Annotated in this window: 21 protein-coding genes; 8 read left to right on the forward strand and 13 right to left on the reverse strand. The window is 46.0% G+C overall.

Annotated elements, in window-relative coordinates; translation table 11 throughout:
* Positions 1 to 28 precede the first annotated feature (28 nt).
* The gene (locus H1A11_RS03380) at positions 29 to 871 is read left to right on the forward strand and encodes a histidinol-phosphatase (protein WP_181757723.1); all 843 of its coding nucleotides are present in this window, start codon (positions 29 to 31) and stop codon (positions 869 to 871) included.
* Positions 872 to 943: 72 nt separating this feature from the next.
* Here H1A11_RS03380 and H1A11_RS03385 read toward each other — a convergent pair whose 3' ends face one another.
* The 5 genes from H1A11_RS03385 to H1A11_RS03405 form a co-directional block, all read right to left on the reverse strand.
* A complete protein-coding gene (locus H1A11_RS03385; protein WP_117965476.1) occupies positions 944 to 1,372 on the reverse strand; it encodes a co-chaperone YbbN in 429 nt (142 codons plus the stop codon).
* A 9-nt stretch (positions 1,373 to 1,381) separates the two neighbouring features.
* Positions 1,382 to 1,678, reverse strand: coding sequence for a thioredoxin (gene trxA, locus H1A11_RS03390; RefSeq protein ID WP_131225980.1), 297 nt, complete (start codon positions 1,676 to 1,678; stop codon positions 1,382 to 1,384).
* Positions 1,679 to 1,749: 71 nt separating this feature from the next.
* On the reverse strand, positions 1,750 to 3,909 hold the full coding sequence (locus H1A11_RS03395; protein ID WP_117965474.1) for a S46 family peptidase: 2,160 nt from the start codon (positions 3,907 to 3,909) through the stop codon (positions 1,750 to 1,752).
* 139 nt (positions 3,910 to 4,048) lie between these two features.
* Complete coding sequence (locus H1A11_RS03400; protein WP_117965472.1) at positions 4,049 to 6,214, reverse strand: S46 family peptidase; 2,166 nt, start codon at positions 6,212 to 6,214, stop codon at positions 4,049 to 4,051.
* Positions 6,215 to 6,266: 52 nt separating this feature from the next.
* A complete protein-coding gene (locus tag H1A11_RS03405) occupies positions 6,267 to 7,502 on the reverse strand; it encodes an anaerobic sulfatase-maturation protein (RefSeq protein ID WP_117965517.1) in 1,236 nt (411 codons plus the stop codon).
* Between the two features lie 133 nt (positions 7,503 to 7,635).
* Here H1A11_RS03405 and H1A11_RS03410 point away from each other — a divergent pair, with 133 nt between their 5' ends.
* Positions 7,636 to 8,385: a DUF4369 domain-containing protein gene (locus H1A11_RS03410; RefSeq protein WP_117600751.1), complete on the forward strand. Its 750-nt coding sequence runs from the start codon at positions 7,636 to 7,638 to the stop codon at positions 8,383 to 8,385.
* A gap of 83 nt (positions 8,386 to 8,468) precedes the next feature.
* Here the strand turns inward: H1A11_RS03410 and H1A11_RS03415 are convergent, their stop codons facing one another.
* The 8 genes from H1A11_RS03415 to H1A11_RS03450 all read right to left on the reverse strand — a co-directional run bounded on the left by H1A11_RS03415 (position 8,469) and on the right by H1A11_RS03450 (position 16,305).
* Positions 8,469 to 9,227, reverse strand: coding sequence for a 1-acyl-sn-glycerol-3-phosphate acyltransferase (locus tag H1A11_RS03415; RefSeq protein ID WP_009036804.1), 759 nt, complete (start codon positions 9,225 to 9,227; stop codon positions 8,469 to 8,471).
* 49 nt (positions 9,228 to 9,276) lie between these two features.
* Positions 9,277 to 10,452 carry a metallophosphoesterase gene (locus tag H1A11_RS03420; protein WP_181757724.1) on the reverse strand — a complete coding sequence of 392 codons (1,176 nt, stop codon included), beginning with the start codon at positions 10,450 to 10,452 and terminating at the stop codon, positions 9,277 to 9,279.
* On the reverse strand, positions 10,440 to 11,066 hold the full coding sequence (locus H1A11_RS03425) for a hypothetical protein (protein ID WP_005836003.1): 627 nt from the start codon (positions 11,064 to 11,066) through the stop codon (positions 10,440 to 10,442). Before H1A11_RS03425 ends, H1A11_RS03420 begins: the two co-directional genes overlap by 13 nt.
* A 4-nt stretch (positions 11,067 to 11,070) precedes the next feature.
* Positions 11,071 to 11,556: an RNA polymerase sigma factor gene (locus H1A11_RS03430; protein WP_057088092.1), complete on the reverse strand. Its 486-nt coding sequence runs from the start codon at positions 11,554 to 11,556 to the stop codon at positions 11,071 to 11,073.
* A 213-nt stretch (positions 11,557 to 11,769) separates the two neighbouring features.
* Positions 11,770 to 12,696 (reverse strand): vitamin B12 dependent-methionine synthase activation domain-containing protein, encoded by a 927-nt coding sequence (locus H1A11_RS03435; RefSeq protein ID WP_117887543.1) that lies wholly within the window; start codon positions 12,694 to 12,696, stop codon positions 11,770 to 11,772.
* Between the two features lie 33 nt (positions 12,697 to 12,729).
* Positions 12,730 to 14,076 carry a dihydroorotase gene (locus H1A11_RS03440; RefSeq protein WP_117887544.1) on the reverse strand — a complete coding sequence of 449 codons (1,347 nt, stop codon included), beginning with the start codon at positions 14,074 to 14,076 and terminating at the stop codon, positions 12,730 to 12,732.
* A gap of 44 nt (positions 14,077 to 14,120) precedes the next feature.
* Positions 14,121 to 14,876 (reverse strand): polyprenol monophosphomannose synthase, encoded by a 756-nt coding sequence (locus H1A11_RS03445; protein ID WP_138345741.1) that lies wholly within the window; start codon positions 14,874 to 14,876, stop codon positions 14,121 to 14,123.
* 226 nt (positions 14,877 to 15,102) lie between these two features.
* Positions 15,103 to 16,305, reverse strand: a complete 1,203-nt coding sequence (locus H1A11_RS03450) for an ROK family transcriptional regulator (RefSeq protein WP_117866658.1) — start codon at positions 16,303 to 16,305, stop codon at positions 15,103 to 15,105.
* Between the two features lie 323 nt (positions 16,306 to 16,628).
* Between H1A11_RS03450 and H1A11_RS03455 the strand changes: the two genes are divergently transcribed.
* From H1A11_RS03455 to H1A11_RS03480, 6 genes are read left to right on the forward strand one after another with little or no spacing between them, the layout of a single operon-like run.
* A complete protein-coding gene (locus tag H1A11_RS03455) occupies positions 16,629 to 17,708 on the forward strand; it encodes a DUF4434 domain-containing protein (RefSeq protein ID WP_131225988.1) in 1,080 nt (359 codons plus the stop codon).
* 1 nt (position 17,709) lies between these two features.
* The gene (locus tag H1A11_RS03460) at positions 17,710 to 19,131 is read left to right on the forward strand and encodes a calcineurin-like phosphoesterase family protein (protein WP_131225990.1); all 1,422 of its coding nucleotides are present in this window, start codon (positions 17,710 to 17,712) and stop codon (positions 19,129 to 19,131) included.
* A gap of 6 nt (positions 19,132 to 19,137) precedes the next feature.
* Positions 19,138 to 20,541, forward strand: a complete 1,404-nt coding sequence (locus H1A11_RS03465; protein WP_181758072.1) for a sugar porter family MFS transporter — start codon at positions 19,138 to 19,140, stop codon at positions 20,539 to 20,541.
* Positions 20,542 to 20,572: 31 nt separating this feature from the next.
* Entirely contained in the window at positions 20,573 to 21,745 is a 1,173-nt protein-coding gene (locus H1A11_RS03470; RefSeq protein ID WP_117600975.1) for an AGE family epimerase/isomerase, read from the forward strand.
* An 11-nt stretch (positions 21,746 to 21,756) separates the two neighbouring features.
* Positions 21,757 to 22,671, forward strand: a complete 915-nt coding sequence (gene rbsK, locus H1A11_RS03475) for a ribokinase (RefSeq protein ID WP_117600974.1) — start codon at positions 21,757 to 21,759, stop codon at positions 22,669 to 22,671.
* 20 nt (positions 22,672 to 22,691) lie between these two features.
* Entirely contained in the window at positions 22,692 to 23,756 is a 1,065-nt protein-coding gene (locus tag H1A11_RS03480) for a DUF4434 domain-containing protein (protein ID WP_117600973.1), read from the forward strand.
* The last annotated feature ends 4 nt before the right edge of the window (positions 23,757 to 23,760 follow it).

Here is a 23,760-nt window from a genome sequence, read left to right on the forward strand (position 1 = left end):
TAAGAATTGAAATTATAGAATTAGGAAAGTGGAAAATCTGACGAACTATCATAGCCATAGCCTTTTTTGTGACGGACGTGCCGGCATGGAGGACTTTGTGCGTTTTGCATTGAGTGAAGGTTTTACATCTTATGGCTTTTCATCGCATGCTCCATTGCCTTTTTCTACGGCATGGACTATGGAGTGGGATAGGATGGACGATTATCTGTCTGAATTCCACCGTCTGAAGGAGAAGTATGCCGGACGTATCGAACTGTATATCGGTTTGGAGATTGATTATCTGAATGAAGCGAGCAATCCGTCCATCGCCCGTTTCAGGGAGTTGCCGTTGGACTACCGTATCGGTTCTGTACATCTTCTCTACAATGACAAAGGGGAAGTGGTGGATGTAGATGTATCTGCGGATACCTTTAAGACCATTGTAGACGGACATTTTTGCGGTGATTTGGAGCATGTGGTCCGTCTCTATTACGGCCGGTTGACGAGGATGCTCGAGCTGGGAGGTTTCGATATTGTGGGCCATGCCGATAAGATGCACTACAATGCAGCATGCTATCGCCCGGGATTGCTGGACGAGCCTTGGTATGATGAGCTGGTTAGGGCGTATTTCGCAGATATTGCCCGTCGCGGCTATCAGGTAGAGGTCAATACCAAAGCCTATCATGACTTGGGCACTTTCTATCCCAATGAGCGGTGTTTCTCCTACCTGCATGATTTGGGTGTACGTGTGCAGGTGAACAGTGATTCACACTATCCGGAACGGATAAGCAACGGACGTCCCGAAGCTTTGCGTGCCTTGAGGAAAGCTGGATATGAATCGGTGATGGAACTACACGGAGGAGAATGGAAAGAGATGCCTATCGTGTTTTGAGTGAATAGGATACAAAAACTCCTGACTTGCCTTTTTGTAAAGATAGTCAGGAGTTTTTCTTTCTATTATGAACTATTCTGTTTTCAGTAAAAAGTCATCAATCGCCTTTTTGTAGGTAGCCTTATCGGCTGCTCCGCGGAAGAGCTGAGGCTCTCCATTCATAGGGATGAATACAAAAAGGGGGATGCTTGTTGCATTGAACAACGCTGCCAATTCTTTTTCTTTATCCACATTGACTTTGTAGACAACGATTTTATCGGCATACTCTTTGGCCAGTTCCTTCATAATGGGAGCCACCATGCGGCAAGGTCCGCACCAGTCGGCATATAAGTCTATGATGGCAGGCTTGCTTCCCTTGTATTTCCAGTCCTGGGATTTCTCATAGTCGAACACATTCTTGATAAACATGGCTTTGTTCATGACGACAACCTCTCCGCTTGTTTGAGCGTAGGCCAGCATGCTGGAAAACACAAGGACAACTATTGTTATAATCTTCTTCATTTCTTCTTGTTAAGAGTTTTGTTCTATAACGGCTTTCAAATCCTTACCGCTGATGACACCCGAGTGGCGCCATACGGCTTCGCCTTTCTTAAATACGATAAATGTCGGTACTGCTTGTATACGGTAGCGGGCAGCAAGTTCTTCGTGCTGGTCTACATCTATTTTGGCGATACGGGCAGCATCTCCTATTTCGTTTTTGAGTTCTTCCAGTACCGGATGCATGGCCTTGCACGGGCCACACCAGGTTGCAAAGAAATCAACTAAAATGGGCTTTTCTGATTGTATCAATTCTTCAAACTTTTCCATAATTTTTTCCTTTCTGTTTTTATTTATTTGTAATGATAACAAAATAGGAGGAGGATTTGTTCGCTAAATCATTATTTAATCGTCATCTCTTCAATGAGATGCGAAGCTCCCGCGTATTTGTCGATGATGAACAAGGTGTAGCGGATGTCTACACATGCTGCTCGTTGGGAGGACGGACGGAAGGCAATGTCGCCAGTCAGACCTTCGTAATTGCGGTCAAAGCCGGTACCTATCAGTTCTCCTTTGGCATTGAACACGGGGCTGCCGGAGTTTCCACCGGTATTGTCTGTGTTGACAATGAAGCAGATGGGCATTTCGCCGTTCGGCATGGCATAACGTCCGAAATCCTTTGCCTGGTACAGCTGTTTCAGTTTGGCGGGGACTACAAACTCCCAATTGTCGGGGTCTTCCTTCTCCATGGCTCCTTTCAGAGTGGTGTAGTAATCATATTTCACACCGTCTGCCGGAGCGTAGGGGAGTACTTGACCGTAGGTCAGGCGCAAGGTGGAGTTGGCATCCGGATAGATGGGCTGACCATTGGCAAGTTTCATGTCCATCATGCCCTTTACCCATACCTTGTGGGCGGCATTGTAGTTTTTATTGGCATCCATCATGGCAATGGAGGTCTGAAGCAGGCCGTCCGTGATGGAATATTTCAGCAAGACCATCCAGTCTGTATTAATCTTGTAGAGGCTGGGCTTGCGGATGAACTTGGCAAAGTTCTCCTTGTTGCCGAAGATGGAATGTTCGAAGCAGGCGTCGATGAAAGCGTCGCTGTTGCCCTTGAAACGCTTGTCTATGATTTGGAAAATACCAATGCGTTGTTCGGCAGGGATATACTTCATGTAGGTTTTTAGCATTTCCTTGCCAACGATACGTTCCACTTCGGGGAAGGGGACAGAGGCGAAGTAGCGGTCGGCTGCCTTCTGAAGGCTGTCTTTAGCTGCTGCAATCTGTTTCTTGTCCTTGTTCTTCAAGGCAGACACCAGTCTTGCGGTACTGGGGATACGCATGAAATCGAGTCCCGTCACCAGTGCTTCCTGAATGGCTTGCTGGTGGTAGAGGGCTGGACGGCGTTGCTTTACGATGGCGCGTATCTGGTCGAATGCCTGCTGATAGCTATTGTCGTTCAGCGAGCGTCCGCGTGCCAGGAGTGCCTCTTGCTGTGCACGTTTGGTGTCCAATACTTTCAGACGGACGAGGCCTTCGTTCATACCGATGGCATTTTTCCAGTAGTTGGCAGAAGATGCATACTTGCTGGCATAGTGGATGCGTACGGCATCGTCTTGCAGCATCTGCTTCATCAGAGCTTTCTGGCGTACGTCACGCACGTGGTGGCGCATGAAGTTGGTGGTTTGCATGCGTTCCTCTACTTCGTCGGAAATCATGTAGCGCCAGTTGCGTCCGGGGAAGCCCATGACGAAGGTAAAGTCGCCCTCGCGATAGCCGTCGAGGCTGATGGTGAGGTGTTTCTTCACTTTCAGGGGGACGTTGTCTTTGCTGTAAGCGGCGGGTTTCCCGTCTTTGTCGGCATAGATGCGGAAGATGGAGAAATCTCCCGTGTGGCGGGGCCACATCCAGTTGTCGGTGTCTGCACCGAACTTGCCGATGGAGGAGGGGGGAGCGCCTACCATGCGGATGTCGCTATAAGTGGTTTTTACGAATAGATAGTATCTGTTGCCACCGTAGAAGGCTTTCAGTTCCAGTTTGCGGCCGGGTGTCAGGGTGATGCCTTCGGACTTGGCGAAGCGGTCGGCTACTGTTTTCAGGTATTTGGGAGACAGATAATTGGTGCCGTTCGGGTCGTCGTCGGTTTTCAGTTGTTCGTTTACGTAGTCTGTCACGTCCAGTATCCGGTCGACGTAGGTGACGGTGAGTCCCTTGCAGGGAAGCTCCTCTTCGCGGGACATGGCCCAGAAACCGTCGGTCAGGTAGTCATGTTCCACCGAGCTATGTTGCTGTATGGCGCTATAGCCGCAGTGGTGGTTGGTCAGTACCAGGCCTTCGGCAGAGATGACTTCGCCGGTACAGCCGCCGCCAAAATGTACCACGGCATCCTTCAGGGCAATGCCGTCGGGATTGTAGATTTGGTTGGCGGGGATGAGCAGGCCGAGTTCCGTCATGGCTACTTCGTTCTGCTTTTGTAGGTCGGTGAGCATCCACATACCTTCGTCGGCGTGTGCGGCAAGGACAGAAGATGTAATGAATAATGATAATAGGATTCTTTTCATGGTGATGTGCGTTAGAAGAGCATCTGAGAGGGGGGCTATTCAGTATACGACTGAATAGGGTTAAGTATGCGACTGAATGGCATTCAGTCGTATACTGAATGCCATTCAGTATGGGAGGTAATCTCTCAGAGGCTTTTATTTATTCTACGATGTGCATTTCGTTTATCAAATGTCCGCAGTTGCCCAGCTTGTCGAGGATGAAGAGCACGTAGCGGATGTCCAGTGCAATGCAACGCTGCAGGTCATTGTTGAAGTTGATGTCACCGCTCAGAGACTCCCAGTTGCCGTCGAAAGCAGTACCGATGAGCTGTCCTTCGCCATTGATGACGGGGCTGCCGGAGTTGCCGCCGGTGATGTCGTTCGTCGTGAGGAAGCAAACCGGCATGGTGCCGTCTGCCATGGCGTAGCGTCCGAAGTCTTTCTTCTGAATCAGTTCTTTCAGCTTGGCGGGTACTACGAATTCACGGTCTTCGGGATTCTCTTTTTCAAGGATACCGTCGGTAGTGGTATAGTAGTCGTAGTGTACAGCATCGCGCGGGCTGTATGATTTTACATTACCATAGGTCAGACGCATGGTGAAGTTGGCATCCGGATAGGAGGGGACGGGCTGTTTCATTTCACCCAAGCCACGGATGTAGGCCTTGTGGAGCAGTTCCATTCCGCTTTCCAGTTCCATGTATTGCTTTCCGAGTTCCTGCAGCTTTTCGTTCTTGGAGCGCGAGTAAGCCGTAGCAGGGTCTTTCTCAATGGCTTTCACGGTGGGCTTTGCCAGGAATTTATCCAGGTTCTTGCGGTTGGAGAGGATGGAGTTGTCGTAAATGTTGTCTACGTATGCGTCGTAGTCGCCCTTGAACTCTCCGTTGATGGTTTGGTAGAAGGAGGGCAGCTCGTTGGCGTTCAGTGCCTTGGCAAGGGCGGGCAGGATGGCTTTGGCTACGGCGCGGTCCACTTCGTGGTCGTAGTCTTTATTGTGGATGCCATCGTAGGCATTTTCCAACTGCTTCTTCGAAGCTTGCAGCAATGAGTCGTTCTTCTCTTCGAGCGCTTTCTTTATGTTATCCATAATAAGGTAGGTACTGCCGAATTCGATAGCACCGCGCAATGCTTCGTTGGTATAGTAGAGCTGGCGCAGCGTGGGGGTGCTTTTCTCGATGATGGCATCAATTTTCTCTACCACACCCTCGTATTCGGGTTTTCCTTGGGCAAAGGCGGCATACTTTTTCTCGATTTCGGCTTTGGCGCTCAACACGTCATTGTCGATGATTGCCTTGTTCATACCAATGGAGTTTTTCCAGTAGTTACTGCTTCCGGCAAACTTGCTGGCATACTGGATGCGGGTCTTGTCACTGGCATCCATATACTTGCGCAGCACTTCGAGGCGTACGCCGCGCATGTCAATCATTGCCTGGTTCACGGCGTTCATGCGTTGCTTCACTTCGCTCTGGGTGAGGTAACGTTCTGTGCTGCCGGGAAAGCCCATAATCATGGCGTAGTCACCCTCGTTCAGGCCTTTGATGGAGATGGGCAAGAACTTCGGCGTTTTCAGGGGTACATTGCTTTCACTGTATTCTGCAGGCTCTCCGTTGGCATCGGCATAGATGCGGAACATGGAGAAGTCGCCCGTGTGGCGCGGCCACATCCAGTTGTCGGTTTCACCGCCAAACTTACCTACCGAGGAGGGAGGAGCGGCAACCATACGCACGTCGCTGTATACCTTATAATAGAACATATAGAATTTGTTTCCTGCATAGAAGGGGAGTGCGCGCACTTCAATGCCCGGTTTACCCTTCAAATCGCTCTTTTCCAGTTCTTCCTTTGCCAGTTTGCTGAGGAACGGGGAAGTCAGTGCATCGATTTCCGTCACTTCGCCTGCCTTTATTTTAGCGTTGACAAGGTCGGTGATGTCTACAATGCGGTGCACGAAACGGAATTTCAATCCCGGGGTGGGCAGTTCTTCACTACGGTTCATGGCCCAGAAACCATCTGTCAGATAATCGTGTTCCACGCTGCTGTGCTGCTGTATGGCACCGTATCCGCAATGGTGATTGGTCAGAATCAGTCCTTCCGGAGAGATGATTTCGCCGGTACAGCCGCCGCCAAAGATACCTACGGCATCTTTCAGTGATACGCCGTTGGGATTGTAGAGGTCGTCAGCCTCCAGCTTCAGTCCTTGTTTCTTCATCATGTCGATGGAGTTCTGCTGTTTCATCAGTTGCAGTAACCACATTCCTTCGTCTGCACGCGCAGAGCAGACTGTCAGTGCGGCAATGGCCGCAAGCAAACCTTTCTTAAATGTAATCTTCATATAATCAATTATTAAGTAATGTCTTTGAATTTCATTGTTATCGCTTGTGGGCTTATGGCTTGATGGCATTGTTTCTTATTGCTTCCATAATGTTTGCAGGCGGACGCTGGTTCATCAGTTCGTTCTTCATAAAGTCCATGTATGGGGCTGCGTGACTGAAGAACTTATGATATCCTGCACAAAGGTAATTCAGTCCCGGCTCCCCGTCGGCTGTACATACAAAACGGTTCTTTGGGCATTCGCCGTTGCAGGCAAACAGCCATTCACACTCCCTGCATTGGGTGGGGAGCGATTGTTGCTTCATCAGTCCGAAGGCTTGTTGCCGTTCGCCGTACATCATCTCCACCAGTGTATTCTGATGGATGTTGCCCAGTTTATATTCGGGGAAAACAAAATGGTCGCAGGTATATACGTCTCCGTTGAACTCCATAACACCTGCATGGCCGCACGTCTTTGCCATGGAACATACACCCGGCTGTTCGCCTATCCAGTTGGCAAGGGTAGAGTCGAACAGCTGTATGTAGTAAGTCCCCACGTCCTGCTTTACCCATTCGTCGAACAAGGCGCATAGGAAGTCTCCCCATTGTTCCGGCGTGACGGAGAAGTCTGCCAGCTGCGTGCTCTTTTCTTTGTCTGCCAGGGAGGCAAGATGGCGTCCGTCCCCATGAGGGGCAATGCGCTCCACGATGGGGGCAAACTGGATGTAATGGCATCCTATCTCCTTGAAAAAATTATAGAAGTCCAGCGGATAGTCGGCGTTGTAGTCATTGACCACTGCCATTCCGTTCCATTCCACACCGTGCTTTTTCAGCAGGTTGATGCCCTGCATCACCTTGACAAAAGAGGGCTTGCCCTGCTTGTTCTTCCGGTATTCGTCATGGAACTCTTGCGGTCCGTCTATGGAGACGCCCACCAACCAGTTGTTTTCTTTGAAAAACCGGCACCATTCATCGGTGAGCAACGTGCCGTTGGTCTGTATGCAGTTGTCGATGGTGCGTCCGTTGGCATATTTCCTTTGCAGCTCCATGGCCCGTTTGTAGAAAGACAGCGGACGCATCAGTGTCTCTCCGCCATGCCAGGTGAACAGAACCTGGGGCATGGTCTGTGAGTTGATGTACTCCTCGATAAACTTTTCCAGAAGTTCATCACTCATTACATGCTTGGGGTTGTCTCTATATAGTTTGGATTTCTCCAGATAATAGCAATAATCGCATGCCAGATTGCATACCGCACCTACCGGTTTCAGCATTACATAGAGCGGTTTGGCAAAAGGTGCATAGGTTGACATGTATATTTTCTCTATTTTTATCATTTATAATTGTGCAAAAATACGTAAACCGAATGAAAAATCCTTTCTTTCTATCCGGTTTATAAGGAATATTAATACCTTTGCTGGGTGTAATTCAAAAATCGTTTCTTGCATGATTAGAATGAGTGTGAACCGCATTTTACCCTTTTTGCTCCTGCTTGTGCTCTTTACTTCTTGCAACCGCAAGTATAAGATAGAGGGCAGTTCTTCGGTAACCAGCCTTGACGGAAAGATGTTGTTTCTCAAGACGCTTCGGAACGGGCAATGGGTGAATGTTGACTCGGCAGAGGTTATCCATGGGCATTTCAAGATGAAAGGCCGGACCGATTCCGTGATGATGGTGACTCTTTATATGGATCAAGAGGGTATTATGCCTTTGGTGCTGGAAGATGGTAAAATCGTAGTTTCCATCTCCAATACTCAGTTGATTGCCAAAGGAACCTCTTTGAATGACAAGTTGTACGAGTTTATAGACAAACGCAATTCCCTAGAGGTAAAGATAGAGGAGCTGGAACGCAAAGAGGCGCGTATGGTGCTGGACGGTGCCAATCTGGATGATGTGCATGGACAGTTGGCAAAGGAAGGCGAAACACTTGTGAAGGAGATGAACGACTACGTCCGTCAGTTCATTGTAGATAACTTTGAGAACGTGCTGGGTCCCAGTGTATTCATGATGATGTGCAGCACACTGCCCTATCCGGTGATGACTCCGCAGATTGAGGACATCATGAGAACTGCTCCCTTGTCTTTTAAAGAGAATACTTTGGTGAAAGATTTCCTTACAAAGGCGAAGGAGAACATGCAGCTGATTGAAGAGCAGAAGCGCATGAAGCAAAATGCTTCTGTAGGAGGACAGAAATAAATAGGAATGAGTTGATAATGATAAACGGGAATGCCTGAATATCTTGATAGGATATTCAGGCATTCCCGTTTATCATTATGTTTTTATCTGTCTTGGTCTTCGTTCTTCACCATCCCTTTATACTTTTCCGGCAATGCACTCTCCACTGCCGCATAAGCCTCGTTCATACTTGCTTTGATGTTTTCTGCCCCTTTCCCTTTGGGAGGAATAGGTTCATGGATGGTCAGTATCATCCGGTGGCGGTGTATCCACTTTCCGGTGCGTGGAAGAATCTCGAACGAGCCGTCTATCGTGACGGGTACTACTTCCAGTTGCAGTTCATCCGCCAGCTGGAAAGCACCTCTCTTGAAGTAGCCCATGTGTCCCGTGAAGGTACGTGCTCCTTCGGGAAATACTACCAGTGATACGCCGTCTTTCAAAGATGATTCTGCCTGCCGCATGGTGGCAAGCACCTTCTTGGGACTGGAACGGTCGACGAAGATATGTCCTGCGCTTTCGCATGCCTTACCGACAAACGGGATTTTGCGCAGGCTCTTCTTCATCATCCATTTGAAGTTCCGTCCCAGGAATCCGTATATCAGGAATATGTCGAAGGCGCCTTGGTGATTGGGCACAAACACGTAAGAAGTACGTTTGTGTATTTTCTCCCTTCCATGCACCTCCACCGGAATAAGCAGTATATAGCAGATGAGCTGTGACCAGATTTTACCGGGATAGTACCCCCAGGTATGCGCCCCCCCTATCAGCGAACCGATAATGGTGACCAATGCTGTAAGGATAGTCAGTACCAATAAAATAGGCAACGCAAAGCAAACCTGATAAGTGATATAAAGTATCTTCATAGGTGTCGGATTTTTTATTGCTACAAAGATATACCTTTTTCTTATTTCGTCACTCTTTCTCTCTTACTAATTTTAGTACTGTAATTTCCGGCCATGCCCCGAACCGGAACGGCAGTCCCACATAGCCGATGCCAATATTTACGTACAAAGCCCTTTTGCCTTCGTAGTACATTCCTCTCCATTCCGGATAGATAAGTTCGGCAAGGGAGTGTCCGAACAAGATGCCTTGCATGGCGTGGGTATGTCCTGCAAGCATCAGTGAAATATCCGATTGGGGCAGTACCTCGCGCCTCCAGTGGGTAGGGTTATGGCTGAGCAATATTTGGAACATCCCTTCCGTACCCTGCATGGCTTGCGGTAAGTCTGCAAATTGGGAGAAAGGAGGCTCGCCATCGTTTTCCACACCGATGAGGGCTATGCTGTCACCTTTGTGATAAAGGATGTCATGCTCATTGTTCAGCAGTTTCCATCCCATTGCTTTCTGCTGCCGGATTAAATAGTCCAGATTGGCGATTTCTGCTTTCGGGCTTTGCCAGTGATAGTATGAGCCATAGTCATGGTTACCGAGGATGGAGTATACTCCGTCCGGTGCGTACAGTTGGGAGAGTATTTCTTGGAAACCATCCAGTTCATGGCTCTGCTGGTTCACGAGGTCACCGGTGAAGACAATCAGGTCCGGCTTCTGTCCGTTGACTGAATCGACCAATTGTTTGATGGGTTCCGGATTGCCCTGCCAACTGCCGATGTGTATGTCCGATATCTGCACGATGCGGTAGCCGTCGAAACCTTCCGGAATATCGGCAGAACGATATTCTACTTCTTTCGTATCGAAACGGGTGATGCCTGCAAAAGTTCCGTAGAGGATATTGAAGAAGCTGACGACAGCTAAAACCAGTCCTATAGCGGTGAACGGGCTGCGGGGACAACGACGGATGATGAAGTGCGCCAGTACTCCCACCAGAGAGCAAAGCATGAATATGGTTTTTGGAAAGACAAACAGCATGATGGTAATTGCCAGTCTGCCTATAGCCTGCGTATGGTTTGACATCGCATTGTCGCCCGTAAGGAACATGAAGTAAACATAGCCTGCCGCCAGCAATAAGGTGGGAAGCCAATAGAGGCTGCGTAGAAATGTCTTTCTGGTTTTTCTTACTACATAAACCAAGTAAATGTAAAGGTCGGGGATGAGAAGGAAAAGGATGAAAACAAGAGTTACTCGGTGCATATATCTTTCAATTCTTCAATGTTCTTTTTAATATTGTCCAGATGTTTATAAATCACTTTTTTGTAGAGAATATAGATAATCAACGCATCAAATACTACAAAGAGGGTAATCAGTATGGCTTGCACGCCAACGGACATCAGATGATATTCCATCACCCAATAATTGAGGATATTGAAAAGGATAATCCAGATGGAGATGCCCATCACCTCATATTTGGTCCATTGGCGGAAAGTGGTCATACGGCGGCTGACTTCGGCAACACTCATTTCTTCAATATGTGTATTCTTATTCCAACGGTATGTTTTCCAGTCCCACCACATGCCTGCGAGAATGCTGATGGCAATGAACCCTAAAAAGGGAACAATCTTTTCTTGTAGTTGTTCGTTGAAACCGAAGGTGGGCAGTAGCAGCCATATAAGAAGAAGGGTAGCCAGACATATCGTTCCTATTCCGATAGAGAAGCGTTGTATGACTACGAGGCGTCCCAGACTTTTGCGGGTATTTGCCTTGTAGCCGGCAATCAGTTCTGTAATCTGCTGTTCATCAGCAATCGGTTCTTTCTGCAACTGTTCATTCAGTGCGTTCCATGATTTCTTCAGTTCATCCAGTTCCATATATCTATTCCTCCTTATTCATTCTTTTCAATTTGTCTTTGATGCGGCTGAGCTTGGTGGCAACGTTTGTCAAAGTCAGCCCGGTGATTTCGGCAATTTCTTCGTAGCTTTTCTCTTCCAGATAGAGCAGGATGATGGATTTTTCCAATTGTCCCAGCCGGTTTATCATCCGGTAGAGTTGCCGTAGCATGGCTTGTGTCTCGTCGGTTTCTTCAGTCCGGTCGGCTTCTTGGTTGAGGGTAACGATTTCGGGGATGTTCTTTTCTTTGCGGATAAAGCTGATGCACGTGTTCAGTGCGATGCGGTAAATCCATGTTGAAATCTTGCACTCCCGCCGGAACTTGGGAAATGCTTTCCATAAGTTGAGTACCACTTCCTGATATAAGTCGTTGAGGGTAGCGTTGGGCGTGGTGTACAGATAGCACACCTTATATATCACGCGCTCATACTCTCGTACCACGGATACAAACTCTTGTTCTGCATTTTCCATCTTTTTGCTTCTTTCGAGTTGCTTTGCACTGTTAGTCGCGGAAAGGGGCGATAAATCACAGTTCAAAAGGATTATTTTTTATGGCACATAGGTGACACAGATTAAACAGATGACCACAGATGAGAAATTCATGATGAACAAAATTATCAGTGAAAATCTGTTTAATCTGTGTCGTCTGTGTAACTCCTTTTTTAATGTACCGAATTATCAGCATTATGATACGCTTTCTATATTTCCTGCCAGAAACTTCCGCATATTCCCTATTGGCATTCCCCGGCGGCGGGCGTAGTCTTCCAGCTGGTCCTCTCCAATCTTGCCCACTGCAAAGTATCGGGATGCGGGATGTGCCAGCATCATGCCGCAGACGGAGGAGTGAGGGTGCATGGCTCCATGTTCAGTCAGCGTGATGCCTATCTGTTTCATGCCGAGCAGTTCGTCCAGCAAGAAATTCACGGATTGGTCGGGTAGGGAGGGGTATCCCACAGCGGGGCGGATGCCTTGGTACTTCTCGACCAGCAAATCCGGAATGGACAAGGATTCGTCGGGGGCATAGCCCCAAGCCTCCTTGCGGACATATTCGTGCATCTTTTCTGTGGCGGCTTCGGCGAGGCGGTCGTTCAAGGTTTGTACAAGGAGATGTTTGTAAGGGTCGTTCTTGTAAGTCTCTTCGGCCTCTTCACTGATGGTAGAGGCGAAAAGCCCTACGATGTCGGGTGTGTCCGAAGAGAGGGGACGTACAAAATCACTCAGACAGAGAAATGGACCGCCATCGGGTTGTGGTGTCTGCTGTCGGAGCAGAGGGAAGGTTGTTCCTTCTATCAAGAGGTTATCTCCATCTGCATTTGCCTGGCAAAGCCTGAAGATGCAATGGATGGAGATTGTTTCGTCCAGTCGGTCGAGCATTCTATTGGCTTCCTTGAAGAGCTGCATGGCTTCGGAAGCTTTGGTACGTTCCTCCTCGGGAAAGGTCGTCAGCCAAAGTGCACGGCAGGAATCGCAGCCATGGATGTTGGCAATAGCCGCAAAGCGAGGCTGGAAGCCCCAGGCATGGAAGAAATAAATCCAGTTGATGTAAGGGGTTACTTCATGAATCCGATACGAAAGCAATTCATGCCCCGGTGCCAGTATTGTCCTTTTCATCCCATTTAATCCCTAATCCTTAATTCCTAGCCTTCACTCCCCAAATCTCAGTTCCTCGCCACGATAAGCGTCGTCCACCATACCGTCAGTATAAACGGGATGTCCGTTGGCAAAAGTCCTTTCCACTTTCCAGTTGAAGGTATGTCCTTCCAATGGGCTCCAGCCGCATTTGCTCAAAACTTTGTCGGCTGTCACTTCCCACGGGGTATCGGGGCGTACCAGCACAAGGTCTGCCCGGTAACCTTCACGGATATAGCCGCGCTCGTTGATGTGGTAGATTTGTGCGGGAGCATGGCACATTTTTTCAACGATGGTCTCGAGAGTGAATATTCCCTCATCTACCAGTTGCAGCATGCTGACAAGCGAAAACTGTATCATCGGCATGCCGGACATGGCTTTCAAAGCACCCCCTTCTTTCTCGGCGAGCAGATGGGGGGCATGGTCGGTGGCTATTACGTCTATCAGGCCGGAGTTGACGGCTGCACGCAGGGCATCGCGGTCGGCTTGCTTCTTAATGGCAGGATTACACTTGATACGTGTACCCAACGTGCGATAGTCACTGAGCGTGAAGAGGAGATGGGCAACGCATGCTTCGGCGGTGATATGCTTCTCGGAAAGTGAATAGTCATTGAATAATTGCAGTTCCTTAGCTGTGGACACATGCAGGATATGCAACCGTGCTCCGGCAATTCTTGCCAGCCGTACTGCCAGTTCAGAGGATGCATAGCATGCTGCCGAAGAGCGGATGTAGGGATGCTTGCCTATGGGAATATCATTCTCTCCGGCAAACATTTCCTTATACTTGGCAATATTGTTCTTGATGGTTTCCTGGTCTTCGCAGTGGGCGGCAATCAGCATGTCTGTACCATTGAAAATATTTAGCAGGCTGTTCATCTTGTCTACCAGCATGTTTCCGGTACTGGAACCCATGAATAGCTTGATACCGCAGACACGGTGCTTGTCCAGCTTGCCGAATTCGCTGTAGTTGTTGTTTGTTGCACCGAAGTAGCAGGAATGGTTTACGATACACTTTTCGTTCAGTAAATCGAGCTTGGCGTTCAAAGCATCCAGTGTAGTGGTCACTGGATTTGTATTGGGCATATCCATGATGGAGGTCACACCACCTGCGGCAGCCGCACGGCTTTCGGTGAGGATGTCCGCTTTGTGGGTTAGCCCGGGATCGCGAAAATGTACATGGTCATCGATGATGCCCGGCAACAGATAGCATCCGGTGGCATCTATGGTTTCATCACAAGGGGCAGAGAGAGGTTTCCAGTTGGTCAGTACCTCTGCAATGCGCCCGTCTTCTATCACTACGGAACCTTTCACGGATTGTCCTTCGTTGACAATCGTAGCGTTATGTATCAATGTTCTTTTCATATCTTCCTAATATTTATAGTAAACCCCTATCACTCTATCACCCATCACTTCATCTCCTTATCTACAGTAGGATATTTATGAAACCAACTGTTCCATTTCAACCGAATCACTCCGAATACGGCTTCACCAAAAATACTGCTGTTCATTTTGGAAGTGCCCAGTTCGCGATTGATGAAGATGACAGGCACTTCCTTTACCTTGAAGCCGCATTTGTAGGCGGTGAATTTCATTTCTATCTGGAAGGCGTATCCTTTGAAGCGGATACCGTCCAGATTGATAGTCTCCAATACCCGGCGGCGGTAACATACAAATCCGGCTGTAGTATCGTGGATGGGCAGCCCCGTGATGAAGCGTACATATTTGGAGGCAAAATAAGACATCAGTACACGTCCCATGGGCCAGTTCACTACGTTCACACCACTCACATAACGTGAACCGATGGCTACATCGGCACCCTCTTCGGAGCAGGCCCGGTAGAGACGGGGCAGGTCTTGGGGATTGTGGCTGAAGTCGGCATCCATTTCGAATACATACTCATAGTCTCGTTGCAATGCCCACTTAAAGCCGGCTATATAGGCTGTTCCCAATCCCAGCTTTCCTTTGCGCTCCACCATGAAGAGGCGTTTGGGGAACTCTTTCTGTAAGGTTCTGACGAGATCTGCCGTTCCGTCGGGCGAACCGTCTTCAATGACAAGGATGTGAAAACCATGTTCCAGAGCAAAAACGGCACGGATGATATTTTCTATATTCTCCCGTTCGTTGTAGGTGGGGATGATGACAATGCTGTCTGATATTTGCATACTTATAGGTAATGGGGGTTATAACTGGGAACAAATGTAATACATTTGTTCGAAAGTGAAAAGTTTTATTCCAGTATATTCTCAGAGGGCTATGAATTAGTCCGCTTCGTCACTTTGTGCTTTTATCAGTAACCAACTACTGACTTGCTTTTTCAATATTTTTGCATATGATAGTTGTGTTCTTGGTATGCTCTTTGTCAATCCCATTATGCTGGCAATGGCCGTCTTAAATTTCGAACATTCTGCTCCGTGCCAGCATGCAGGCCCCAACTACTCCAGCCTTGTCTTTTAGCTTGGAAACAGTCACCGTGGCGTCTTTGTTGACCAGATTCAATGAGTATTTCCTTATTGCCGTTTTGATTGGCTGCACTATATAGTCTCCTGTTGATGATAATGTACCCCCGATTATTACTAGTTCCGGATTGAATATGCTTATTAATCCAGCTATTTGCCTTCCCAGTTTTTGGCCTATTTCTTCCACTATCTCAATGCATAGCAAGTCCTCTTTATTGACTGCGGTGATGATTTCATCCAAGGTGGGCGGATTTTCTGCAGTCCGTTTTGATAGTATGGAACTTTCTCCGCTACCGATTCTTTCCAACAGGATGCGGTGCAGTGCCGATCCTGAGGCTTCCGTTTCTAGGCATCCTTTTTTGCCGCAGTGGCACAGTATTTCATTGTCGAAAACATTGACGTGCCCGAATTCTCCGGAAAATCCAGATTTTCCCGTGTATACCTTCCCGTCTATGATGATGCCGATTCCGAGTCCCCAGCTTATGTTGACAAAAATGATGTCTTTTTCCCCTTTGACGCATCCTTGCATATGCTCTCCATAGGTCATGGCCCTTGTGTCGTTGTCTATGCAGACCGGGTACCCTATTTTTTCATTCAATACATCCGCCAAAGGACGCTCTGAAAAGTTGAACATGCTGAAACTATATCCTGATTCCGGATTTACCCTTCCGGAGATGTTGATGCAGATGTTCATTATCTTCTTGTCGTTGATTTCTGTTCCCTTTATGAAGTTTCGGATGAGTGCACACAGTTCTTCCAAAGCTTCCTGTGTATTTTCGAACTTGTATGGTATGTTCATCCTGATTTCCACCATATCCCCCTTGAAATTGATCAGTCCGATGTTTATGGCAAATTTCTTAATGTCCACTCCGATGAAGTATCCTGATTCCGGATTGAGTCCATATAGGCTTGGATGGCGGCCGCTACTGGTCTCCAGTTTCCCATAGTCGTTTATATAGTTGTCCTCACACATTTCATTGATGAATTTGGTGGTTGTGGGCACACTCAGATCGAGTTCCTTGGCCAAGTCGGTAATAGTGGAGCTCCCATTATATATATAATGTGTGATGATCCTTTTTTTTAAGAGTGCATTCTTGCTCCCGGTTTCCATTTCTTTTAATAAATTCTGTTTCATAGGTATGTATTTTTATGTTATTTGCTCTATTTTGTTTATTATATTAATATATACGGGTTTGTTATTCGGAAATATTATGTATTTAATTTGTTATTATGTAAATTATTTGGTAATTGCGTGTTAACGTATATTAATTGTAGGTTATATATTAATTAAATACTTTATTAACTCTTGCAAAGATAATAAATATATCTATATTTGCAGCGTAGTAATTGAATAATAACGATTAATATCTAAACAATGAAAAACATAATTGATTTTTTATCTTAAAAAATCTGTTCGATAGGTTTAATATATAATGGTTGATCTTAATTTTATTAATAATGAAAACACGCAGGGATTTTTTAAAGAGGACTGCTTTGTTCGGTGCGTCTGCATTCATGGCCCCTTCATTGTTGGGGCGGGAGAGTGATGGGGATTACTTCTTTTCTCAAGAGTCTGCCTCTTCCATGCTGGTCCCCATGGGCGATGCGCTTAAAATTACCGGCACGTTCTTGGATGAGATATCCCATGATATTCCCCATCAGAATTGGGGGGAAAGGGAATGGGATCAGGATTTCCGGTATATGCAGAGTATTGGAATTGACACGGTCATAATGATCCGGTCGGGTTATCGCAAATTCATTACTTATCCTTCGGCGCATTTGCTGGGTAAAGGGTGTTATATGCCTTCTGTCGATTTGTTGGACATGTTCCTTCGTCTGGCGGGGAAATATCACATGAAGTTCTATTTTGGTTTATATGATTCGGGCAAGTACTGGGATACCGGTGACCTTTCGTGGGAGGTTGAGGATAACAAGTATGTGATTGATGAGGTGTGGAGCAGGTACGGTGAGAAGTACAAGAGTTTCGGCGGATGGTATATCAGTGGTGAGATAAGCCGTAAGACGAAGGGTGTCATTGATGCCTTTCATGCGATGGGCAAACAATGCAAGGATGTCTCCGGCGGTTTGCCGACTTTTATTTCTCCGTGGATTGACGGGAAAAAGGCCGTGATGGGTACAGATAAGTTGACAAAGGAGGATGCGGTTTCTGTTCAGGAGCATGAAAGGGAGTGGAATGAAATTTTCGATGGCATTCATGATGTGGTTGACGCCTGTGCTTTTCAGGACGGACATATCGATTACGATGAACTGGATGCTTTCTTTACGGTGAACAAAAAACTGGCTGATAAGTATGGCATGAAATGTTGGACAAACGCTGAAACCTTTGATCGTGACATGCCCATTGACTTTTTACCTATCAAGTTTGACAAGTTACGGATGAAGTTGGAGGCTGCCAAGCGAGCCGGTTATGACAAGGCCATCACTTTTGAGTTTTCTCATTTTATGAGTCCTCAATCAGCATATTTACAGGCAGGACACTTGTATAATAGATATAAAGATTTTTTTAATCTAAAGTAATATGGAGATCATGACAAGACTGTTATTTGTATTTTTTATTTCTGTTGTTCACTTGAATATGATGGCACAGAATCCACTTGCTATAACCGGACAAGTGAAATGTCAGGGGTATGGGGTCGCGAATGTGGTAGTAACGAACGGTTTCGATTGTGTCTTGACCGATGCTTCCGGCAAGTATACCATTCCTTACCATCGTGACGCCCGTTTTGTATATGTCACTACTCCTGCAGGCTATTTGCCTCAACGGGACGGTAGCCTTCCTTTATTCTATCAGCATATTATAGAAGGGACCTTTATATATGATTTTTCTTTGGTCAAGAATCAAAGGAATGATGATAGACATCTTTTCTTGGTTCAGGCTGATGTCCAGCTGGGAAAAGGCGAGGATGTTGCGGCTTATGCGGAGTACCTGAAGGATATGAGGGAGTTTATAAACAGACATTCAGAATATGATTTGTTTGTGTTGGACTGTGGTGATATTGTAGGCAATGCCTTGTCGCTTTTTCCTTCATATAAACAGACATCGGACGTGTTGGATGTCCCCATGTACCGTGTGATTGGAAATCATGATATGGAATATGGGGTCCGTTCCTACGAACATTCGTATAAGACCTATGAAGAGTGTTTCGGTCCTATCTATTATTCCTTTAATCGTGGAAAAGCCCATTATATCGTGCTTGATAACTGTTACTATATCAATAGGAATTATCGCTATATAGGTTATATTGATGAGCGTACTTTGCAATGGATTGAGAAGGATTTGGCTTTTGTTCCGAAAGACCATTTGGTGTTTGTTTCCATGCATATCCCCTCCAGTTCTACCAAGGAGTTGGAATTTAATGCTCTGCTTCCTGATGAAACCAGCAATGCTTCAAGTTTGTATGATCTTTTGAAAGGATACGAGGCGCATTTGCTTACTGGCCATACCCATAACAACGGTAATGTTGTATTCAATGACAGTCTGATGGAGCATAATACTGCGGCTGTATGTGGTACTTTTTGGAAAGCTGATATCTGTACCGATGGCACTCCCAGCGGTTATGGTGTATATGAAGTTGACGGAAACAAGCTGACTTGGCGTTATAAGAGTGCGGGGTATCCTATCGAACATCAGTTCAGGGCTTATCCGGTGGGGGCTTCAAGGGATTATCCTGAGTATATTCTTGCGAATGTCTGGAATTGGGATGAAGAGTGGAAGGTGGAATGGTATGAGGACGGGAAATATATGGGTGAAATGGAGCATTTCACAGGTTTTGACCCGGAAGCGAAGGCCATTTGCTCGGACAAGAAACGTGTAGAGTATGATTGGATTTCTCCGATAAGGACAGAACACATGTTCCGTGCTCTTCCTAAGAATCGTGAGGCTTTAATAGAAGTGTGTGTGACAGATCGTTTTGGTAATGTATATAAAGTTAAGCTATAGACAATGATGAAGACAAATGTAAATATCGGATATCTGGTGTTCCTTTCCTTTGTTGCAGCCTTGGGAGGTTTCCTTTTCGGCTATGATACTGCTGTGATTTCAGGAACCATTGCCCAGGTGACCGCACTTTTTCACTTGGATGCGTTGCAGCAAGGCTGGTATGTCGGTTGCGCATTGATAGGATCTATTGCTGGTGTGCTTTTGGCCGGTGTGTTGAGTGATCGGTTTGGCCGTAAACTGACGATGATTCTTTCCGCTGTGCTGTTTTCCACTTCAGCTATAGGTTGTGCTGTTTGTACGGATTTTGATGAGTTGGTTCTGTACCGTATTATTGGTGGTGTGGGTATTGGTGTTGTCTCTATCATCTCTCCCTTATATATATCGGAAGTCTCCGTGGCTCAATACAGAGGCCGTTTGGTCTCTTTGTATCAATTGGCTGTCACGGTAGGTTTTTTGGGCGCCTATCTGGTGAATTTCCAATTGCTTGGGTACTCGGAAAGTCATGTGGCTTCTGGCACGGGGCTGTTTGAGAAGCTCTTTATTTCTGAGGTGTGGAGGGGCATGTTGGGTATGGAGACATTGCCGGCACTTTTGTTCTTTGCCGTTATTTTCTTCATTCCCGAAAGTCCCCGTTGGTTGATCTTGAAGGGCAGGGAAGAACGCGGCCTCCGTATATTGCAACGAATCTACAACTCGGGCGAGGAGGCTATGATCCAGATGAACGAGACCAAATCGGTGATTGTATCAGAGGTCAGGTCTGAATGGGTGTTGTTGTTGCAGCCCGGTATTCTGAAGGCTGTAATAATCGGTGTTGCCATTGCCATGCTGGGACAGTTCATGGGTGTGAATGCGGTCTTGTATTACGGTCCTTCTATATTTGAAGGGGCTGGCCTTTCGGGTGGTGATTCCTTGTTATATCAAGTGTTGGTGGGGCTGGTCAATACCTTGACTACTGTGCTGGCTCTTGTCATTATTGATAGAGTAGGCCGTAAGAAGCTGGTGTATTATGGCGTTTCAGGTATGATCCTTTCATTGGTATTGATAGGCTTCTATTTTATTGCTGGAAAATCATGGGGCATTTCGAGCCTGTTCCTGCTTGTTTTCTTTTTGTCTTATGTGTTTTGTTGTGCCGTGTCTATTTGTGCAGTGATATTTGTGCTTCTTTCAGAAATGTATCCTACCAAAGTACGTGGTTTGGCTATGTCCATGGCTGGATTTTCTCTTTGGATTGGAACATACTTGATTGGACAGTTGACTCCTTGGATGCTCCAGAATCTTACCCCCGCTGGAACATTTTTCTTGTTTGCTGCAATGTGTGTGCCTTATATGCTCATTGTATGGAAACTTGTACCGGAAACGACTGGCAAATCTTTGGAAGAGATAGAACGGTATTGGACACGTATGAAATAAATTGACCTTATGAACTAAAATATAAAAAATTATGGACTTTAAAAAATTAGCAACACAGTATAAGGATGAACTGATGAATCATATTCTTCCTTTTTGGCTTGAATGTTCTCAAGATCATGAATATGGTGGATATTTTACATGCTTGGATCGTCAAGGTAATGTATTTGATACGGATAAATTTATTTGGTTGCAGGGACGCGAGGTGTGGATGTTTTCGATGCTTTATAATAAGGTCGAGAAGCGTCAAGAGTGGTTAGATTGCGCCATTCAAGGAGGAGAATTCTTGAAAAAGTATGGTCACGATGGTAACTATAACTGGTATTTCTCATTGGACAGACAAGGAAATCCATTGGTCGATCCTTATAATATTTTTTCATATACGTTTGCTACGATGGCATTTGGACAGTTAAGCTTGGCTACAGGCAATGAAGAGTATGCGGAGATTGCCAAGAAAACGTTTGATATAATCTTGTCGAAGGTTGATAATCCTAAAGGGCACTGGAATAAGTTGCATACAGGTACGCGTGACTTGAAGAACTTTGCATTGCCGATGATTTTATGCAATTTGGCTTTGGAGATAGAACATTTGCTGGATGCGGATTATCTGGAAAAGACCATGGAAGTCTGTATCCATGAGGTTATGGAAGAATTTTATCGTCCGGAATTGGGGGGGCTTATTGTTGAAAATATACAAATGGACGGACAGCTTTCCGATTCGTTCGAGGGAAGGCAGGTTACTCCCGGGCATGCAATTGAAGCCATGTGGTTTATCATGGATTTAGGGAAACGTTTGGGGCGTTTGGACTTGATAGAAAAGGCGAAAAATACCACTTTAACTATGCTCGATTATGGATGGGATAAAGAGTTCGGGGGCATTTATTATTTTATGGATCGTAAAGGTTGTCCTCCTCAGCAATTGGAATGGGATCAGAAGCTTTGGTGGGTACATATCGAGACTCTGATTTCTCTATTGAAAGGGTATCATTTGACGGGCGACCGGCAATGTCTGGAGTGGTTTAATAAAGTGCATGATTATACATGGACTCATTTTAAAGATACCGAATATCCTGAATGGTTTGGATACCTGAATAGAAGAGGTGAAGTTTTGCTTCCGCTGAAAGGTGGAAAATGGAAAGGATGTTTCCATGTTCCCAGAGGATTGTATCAGTGTTGGACCGTTTTAGAGGAAATAGCAAATTCATAAATAGAATCTGTATGAGCAAAATCATAGTAGTAGGCAGTTCGAATACAGATATGGTAGTGCATACCTCTCATTTGCCAGTACCGGGAGAGACTATCCTTGGTGGTAAGTTTCTTATGAATCAGGGGGGTAAAGGAGCAAATCAAGCGGTTGCAGTGAAGCGGTTGGGTGGTGACTTGTTATTTGTAGCGAAATTGGGTGATGATATTTTGGGACAGCAGGCCTTGCGTGTTTTTCAAAATGAAGGCATAGCAACAAACTATATTGCTTTGGATAAGGAGACCCCATCCGGAGTTGCGTTGATAAGCGTGGACCAGCATGCGGAAAATTGTATTGTTGTGGCTTCAGGAGCTAATATGTCACTTGGACAAGGAGACATTGACAGTATGGAGAAGGAGATGCTGACTGGAGATGTATTATTGATGCAACTGGAAATTCCCCTTCCAACTGTAGAATATGCTGCACAGAAGGCTTATGAAAAGGGAGTGAAAGTTGTATTGAATCCTGCTCCTGCTTGTTCTTTGCCGGAATCTTTGTTCCAACATCTATATATGATAACTCCCAATCGGATAGAGGCTGAAATGCTGACCGGAGTCAAGATAAACAGCAAAAAAGACGTGGCTGTGGCGGCCGATGTTTTGTATCGGAAAGGTGTGAAAAATATAATAATAACCTTAGGTGGCGAAGGAAGCTTTGTAAGAGAAGGAGAAAAAACTTGTTATATAGATGCTTGCAAAGTGGTTCCGGTTGATACTACGGCTGCAGGAGACACTTTCAATGGAGCTGTTTGCGTGGGTGTTTCCGAAGGGATGAGTTTGGAGCAAGCTGTATTGTTTGCATCAAAAGCTTCTTCTATTTCTGTTACAAGAATGGGCGCTCAATCATCTATCCCTTATCGGAAAGAGTTGGATATAAATAATTTAGTTTAATCTGTTAAAAGAGGAATATTGTGGATAGACGTCATTTTTTGTCAATGTTAGGTTTGGGAGCAGTTGGTTTGGCTCTGCCGGGAGTAGCTCAAGCGGATATTTTAAAGCAAGCGGCTGCCAATCCGAATATAAAGCCTATTTCCGGCTCTTGGTTTGAATTTCAGCATCCGGGAGGCAAAGAAGGAGTATATTGGGACAAAGATTTAAGACAGTTTACTGCTGCCCAATGGAGGGAAAAGATTCGTGAAATCAGTGAGACCGGTATGGAATATTTGGTGATGATGAATGTAGCTGCTCACGGCAAAGCCTTTTTTGATACGAAATTGGCTCCCAAGTTTGAAATGGGTTGTGAGGATCCTATTGAAACAGTGCTTTCAGCGGCAGATGAGTTTGGTGTGAAGTTCTTCGTGAGCAATGATTATTGGGGGCCAGATCTTGATGCTCATCGGATGATGACAGATAGAGAACTGGGTAAGAAAAGGAATCAATCGATGGAAGAAATCTATAAGAAATATGGGCATCACCAGAGTTTTTATGGGTGGTATTTTCCTAATGAGTCATGGTTGGATCCCTATTTTTGCGATTTTGTGATACCTTATGTCAATGAGTGCGCGCAAGTGGCCAAGTCATTGAATGCTAACTGTGTGAATATAATTGCTCCATACAATATAAAGAAAGAAAAATGTGATGATTATTTTGTGAGGCAGCTTGAACAACTTAATGTGGAAATCGTGGCCTATCAGGATGGAGTGGGAGTCGGTTCAACCAGGTTGGAAGACTCTGCCCGTTATTACGAGAATTTGTCGAGAGCGCATCAAAAGGCAGGACGTTCCAGAATATGGGCTGACATGGAGTTGTTTTACTTTGAACAGACCACTCATGGCAGTTTGCTTCCGGCAGACTTTGACAATAGGATCATCCATCAAATGGAAGCTATTTCACCTTTCGTGGACAAAATTTTGGTTTACCAGTATCTTGGGATCATGAATAAGCCCGGATCTAAGGCTCATGCCGGCTTGAGAGGAGAGACGGTAAGGTTATATAATCAATATATGGATTGGTATAACAGGCAAAATTTTAAATGAATAG

Origin of the sequence: Bacteroides sp. CACC 737, assembly GCF_013874375.1 — a bacterium.
GTDB classification, from domain to species: Bacteria; Bacteroidota; Bacteroidia; order Bacteroidales; family Bacteroidaceae; genus Bacteroides; species Bacteroides uniformis.

Coding starts and splice junctions, on each gene's coding strand:
- H1A11_RS03385 (WP_117965476.1), bottom strand. CDS start 1,372: ATGAAGAAGATTATAACAATAGTTGTCCTTGTGTTTTCCAGCATGCTG.
- trxA (WP_131225980.1), bottom strand. CDS start 1,678: ATGGAAAAGTTTGAAGAATTGATACAATCAGAAAAGCCCATTTTAGTT.
- H1A11_RS03395 (WP_117965474.1), bottom strand. CDS start 3,909: ATGAAAAGAATCCTATTATCATTATTCATTACATCTTCTGTCCTTGCC.
- H1A11_RS03400 (WP_117965472.1), bottom strand. CDS start 6,214: ATGAAGATTACATTTAAGAAAGGTTTGCTTGCGGCCATTGCCGCACTG.
- H1A11_RS03405 (WP_117965517.1), bottom strand. CDS start 7,502: ATGTCAACCTATGCACCTTTTGCCAAACCGCTCTATGTAATGCTGAAA.
- H1A11_RS03410 (WP_117600751.1), top strand. CDS start 7,636: ATGATTAGAATGAGTGTGAACCGCATTTTACCCTTTTTGCTCCTGCTT.
- H1A11_RS03415 (WP_009036804.1), bottom strand. CDS start 9,227: ATGAAGATACTTTATATCACTTATCAGGTTTGCTTTGCGTTGCCTATT.
- H1A11_RS03420 (WP_181757724.1), bottom strand. CDS start 10,452: ATGCACCGAGTAACTCTTGTTTTCATCCTTTTCCTTCTCATCCCCGAC.
- H1A11_RS03425 (WP_005836003.1), bottom strand. CDS start 11,066: ATGGAACTGGATGAACTGAAGAAATCATGGAACGCACTGAATGAACAG.
- H1A11_RS03430 (WP_057088092.1), bottom strand. CDS start 11,556: ATGGAAAATGCAGAACAAGAGTTTGTATCCGTGGTACGAGAGTATGAG.
- H1A11_RS03435 (WP_117887543.1), bottom strand. CDS start 12,696: ATGAAAAGGACAATACTGGCACCGGGGCATGAATTGCTTTCGTATCGG.
- H1A11_RS03440 (WP_117887544.1), bottom strand. CDS start 14,076: ATGAAAAGAACATTGATACATAACGCTACGATTGTCAACGAAGGACAA.
- H1A11_RS03445 (WP_138345741.1), bottom strand. CDS start 14,876: ATGCAAATATCAGACAGCATTGTCATCATCCCCACCTACAACGAACGG.
- H1A11_RS03450 (WP_117866658.1), bottom strand. CDS start 16,305: ATGAAACAGAATTTATTAAAAGAAATGGAAACCGGGAGCAAGAATGCA.
- H1A11_RS03455 (WP_131225988.1), top strand. CDS start 16,629: ATGAAAACACGCAGGGATTTTTTAAAGAGGACTGCTTTGTTCGGTGCG.
- H1A11_RS03460 (WP_131225990.1), top strand. CDS start 17,710: ATGGAGATCATGACAAGACTGTTATTTGTATTTTTTATTTCTGTTGTT.
- H1A11_RS03465 (WP_181758072.1), top strand. CDS start 19,138: ATGAAGACAAATGTAAATATCGGATATCTGGTGTTCCTTTCCTTTGTT.
- H1A11_RS03470 (WP_117600975.1), top strand. CDS start 20,573: ATGGACTTTAAAAAATTAGCAACACAGTATAAGGATGAACTGATGAAT.
- rbsK (WP_117600974.1), top strand. CDS start 21,757: ATGAGCAAAATCATAGTAGTAGGCAGTTCGAATACAGATATGGTAGTG.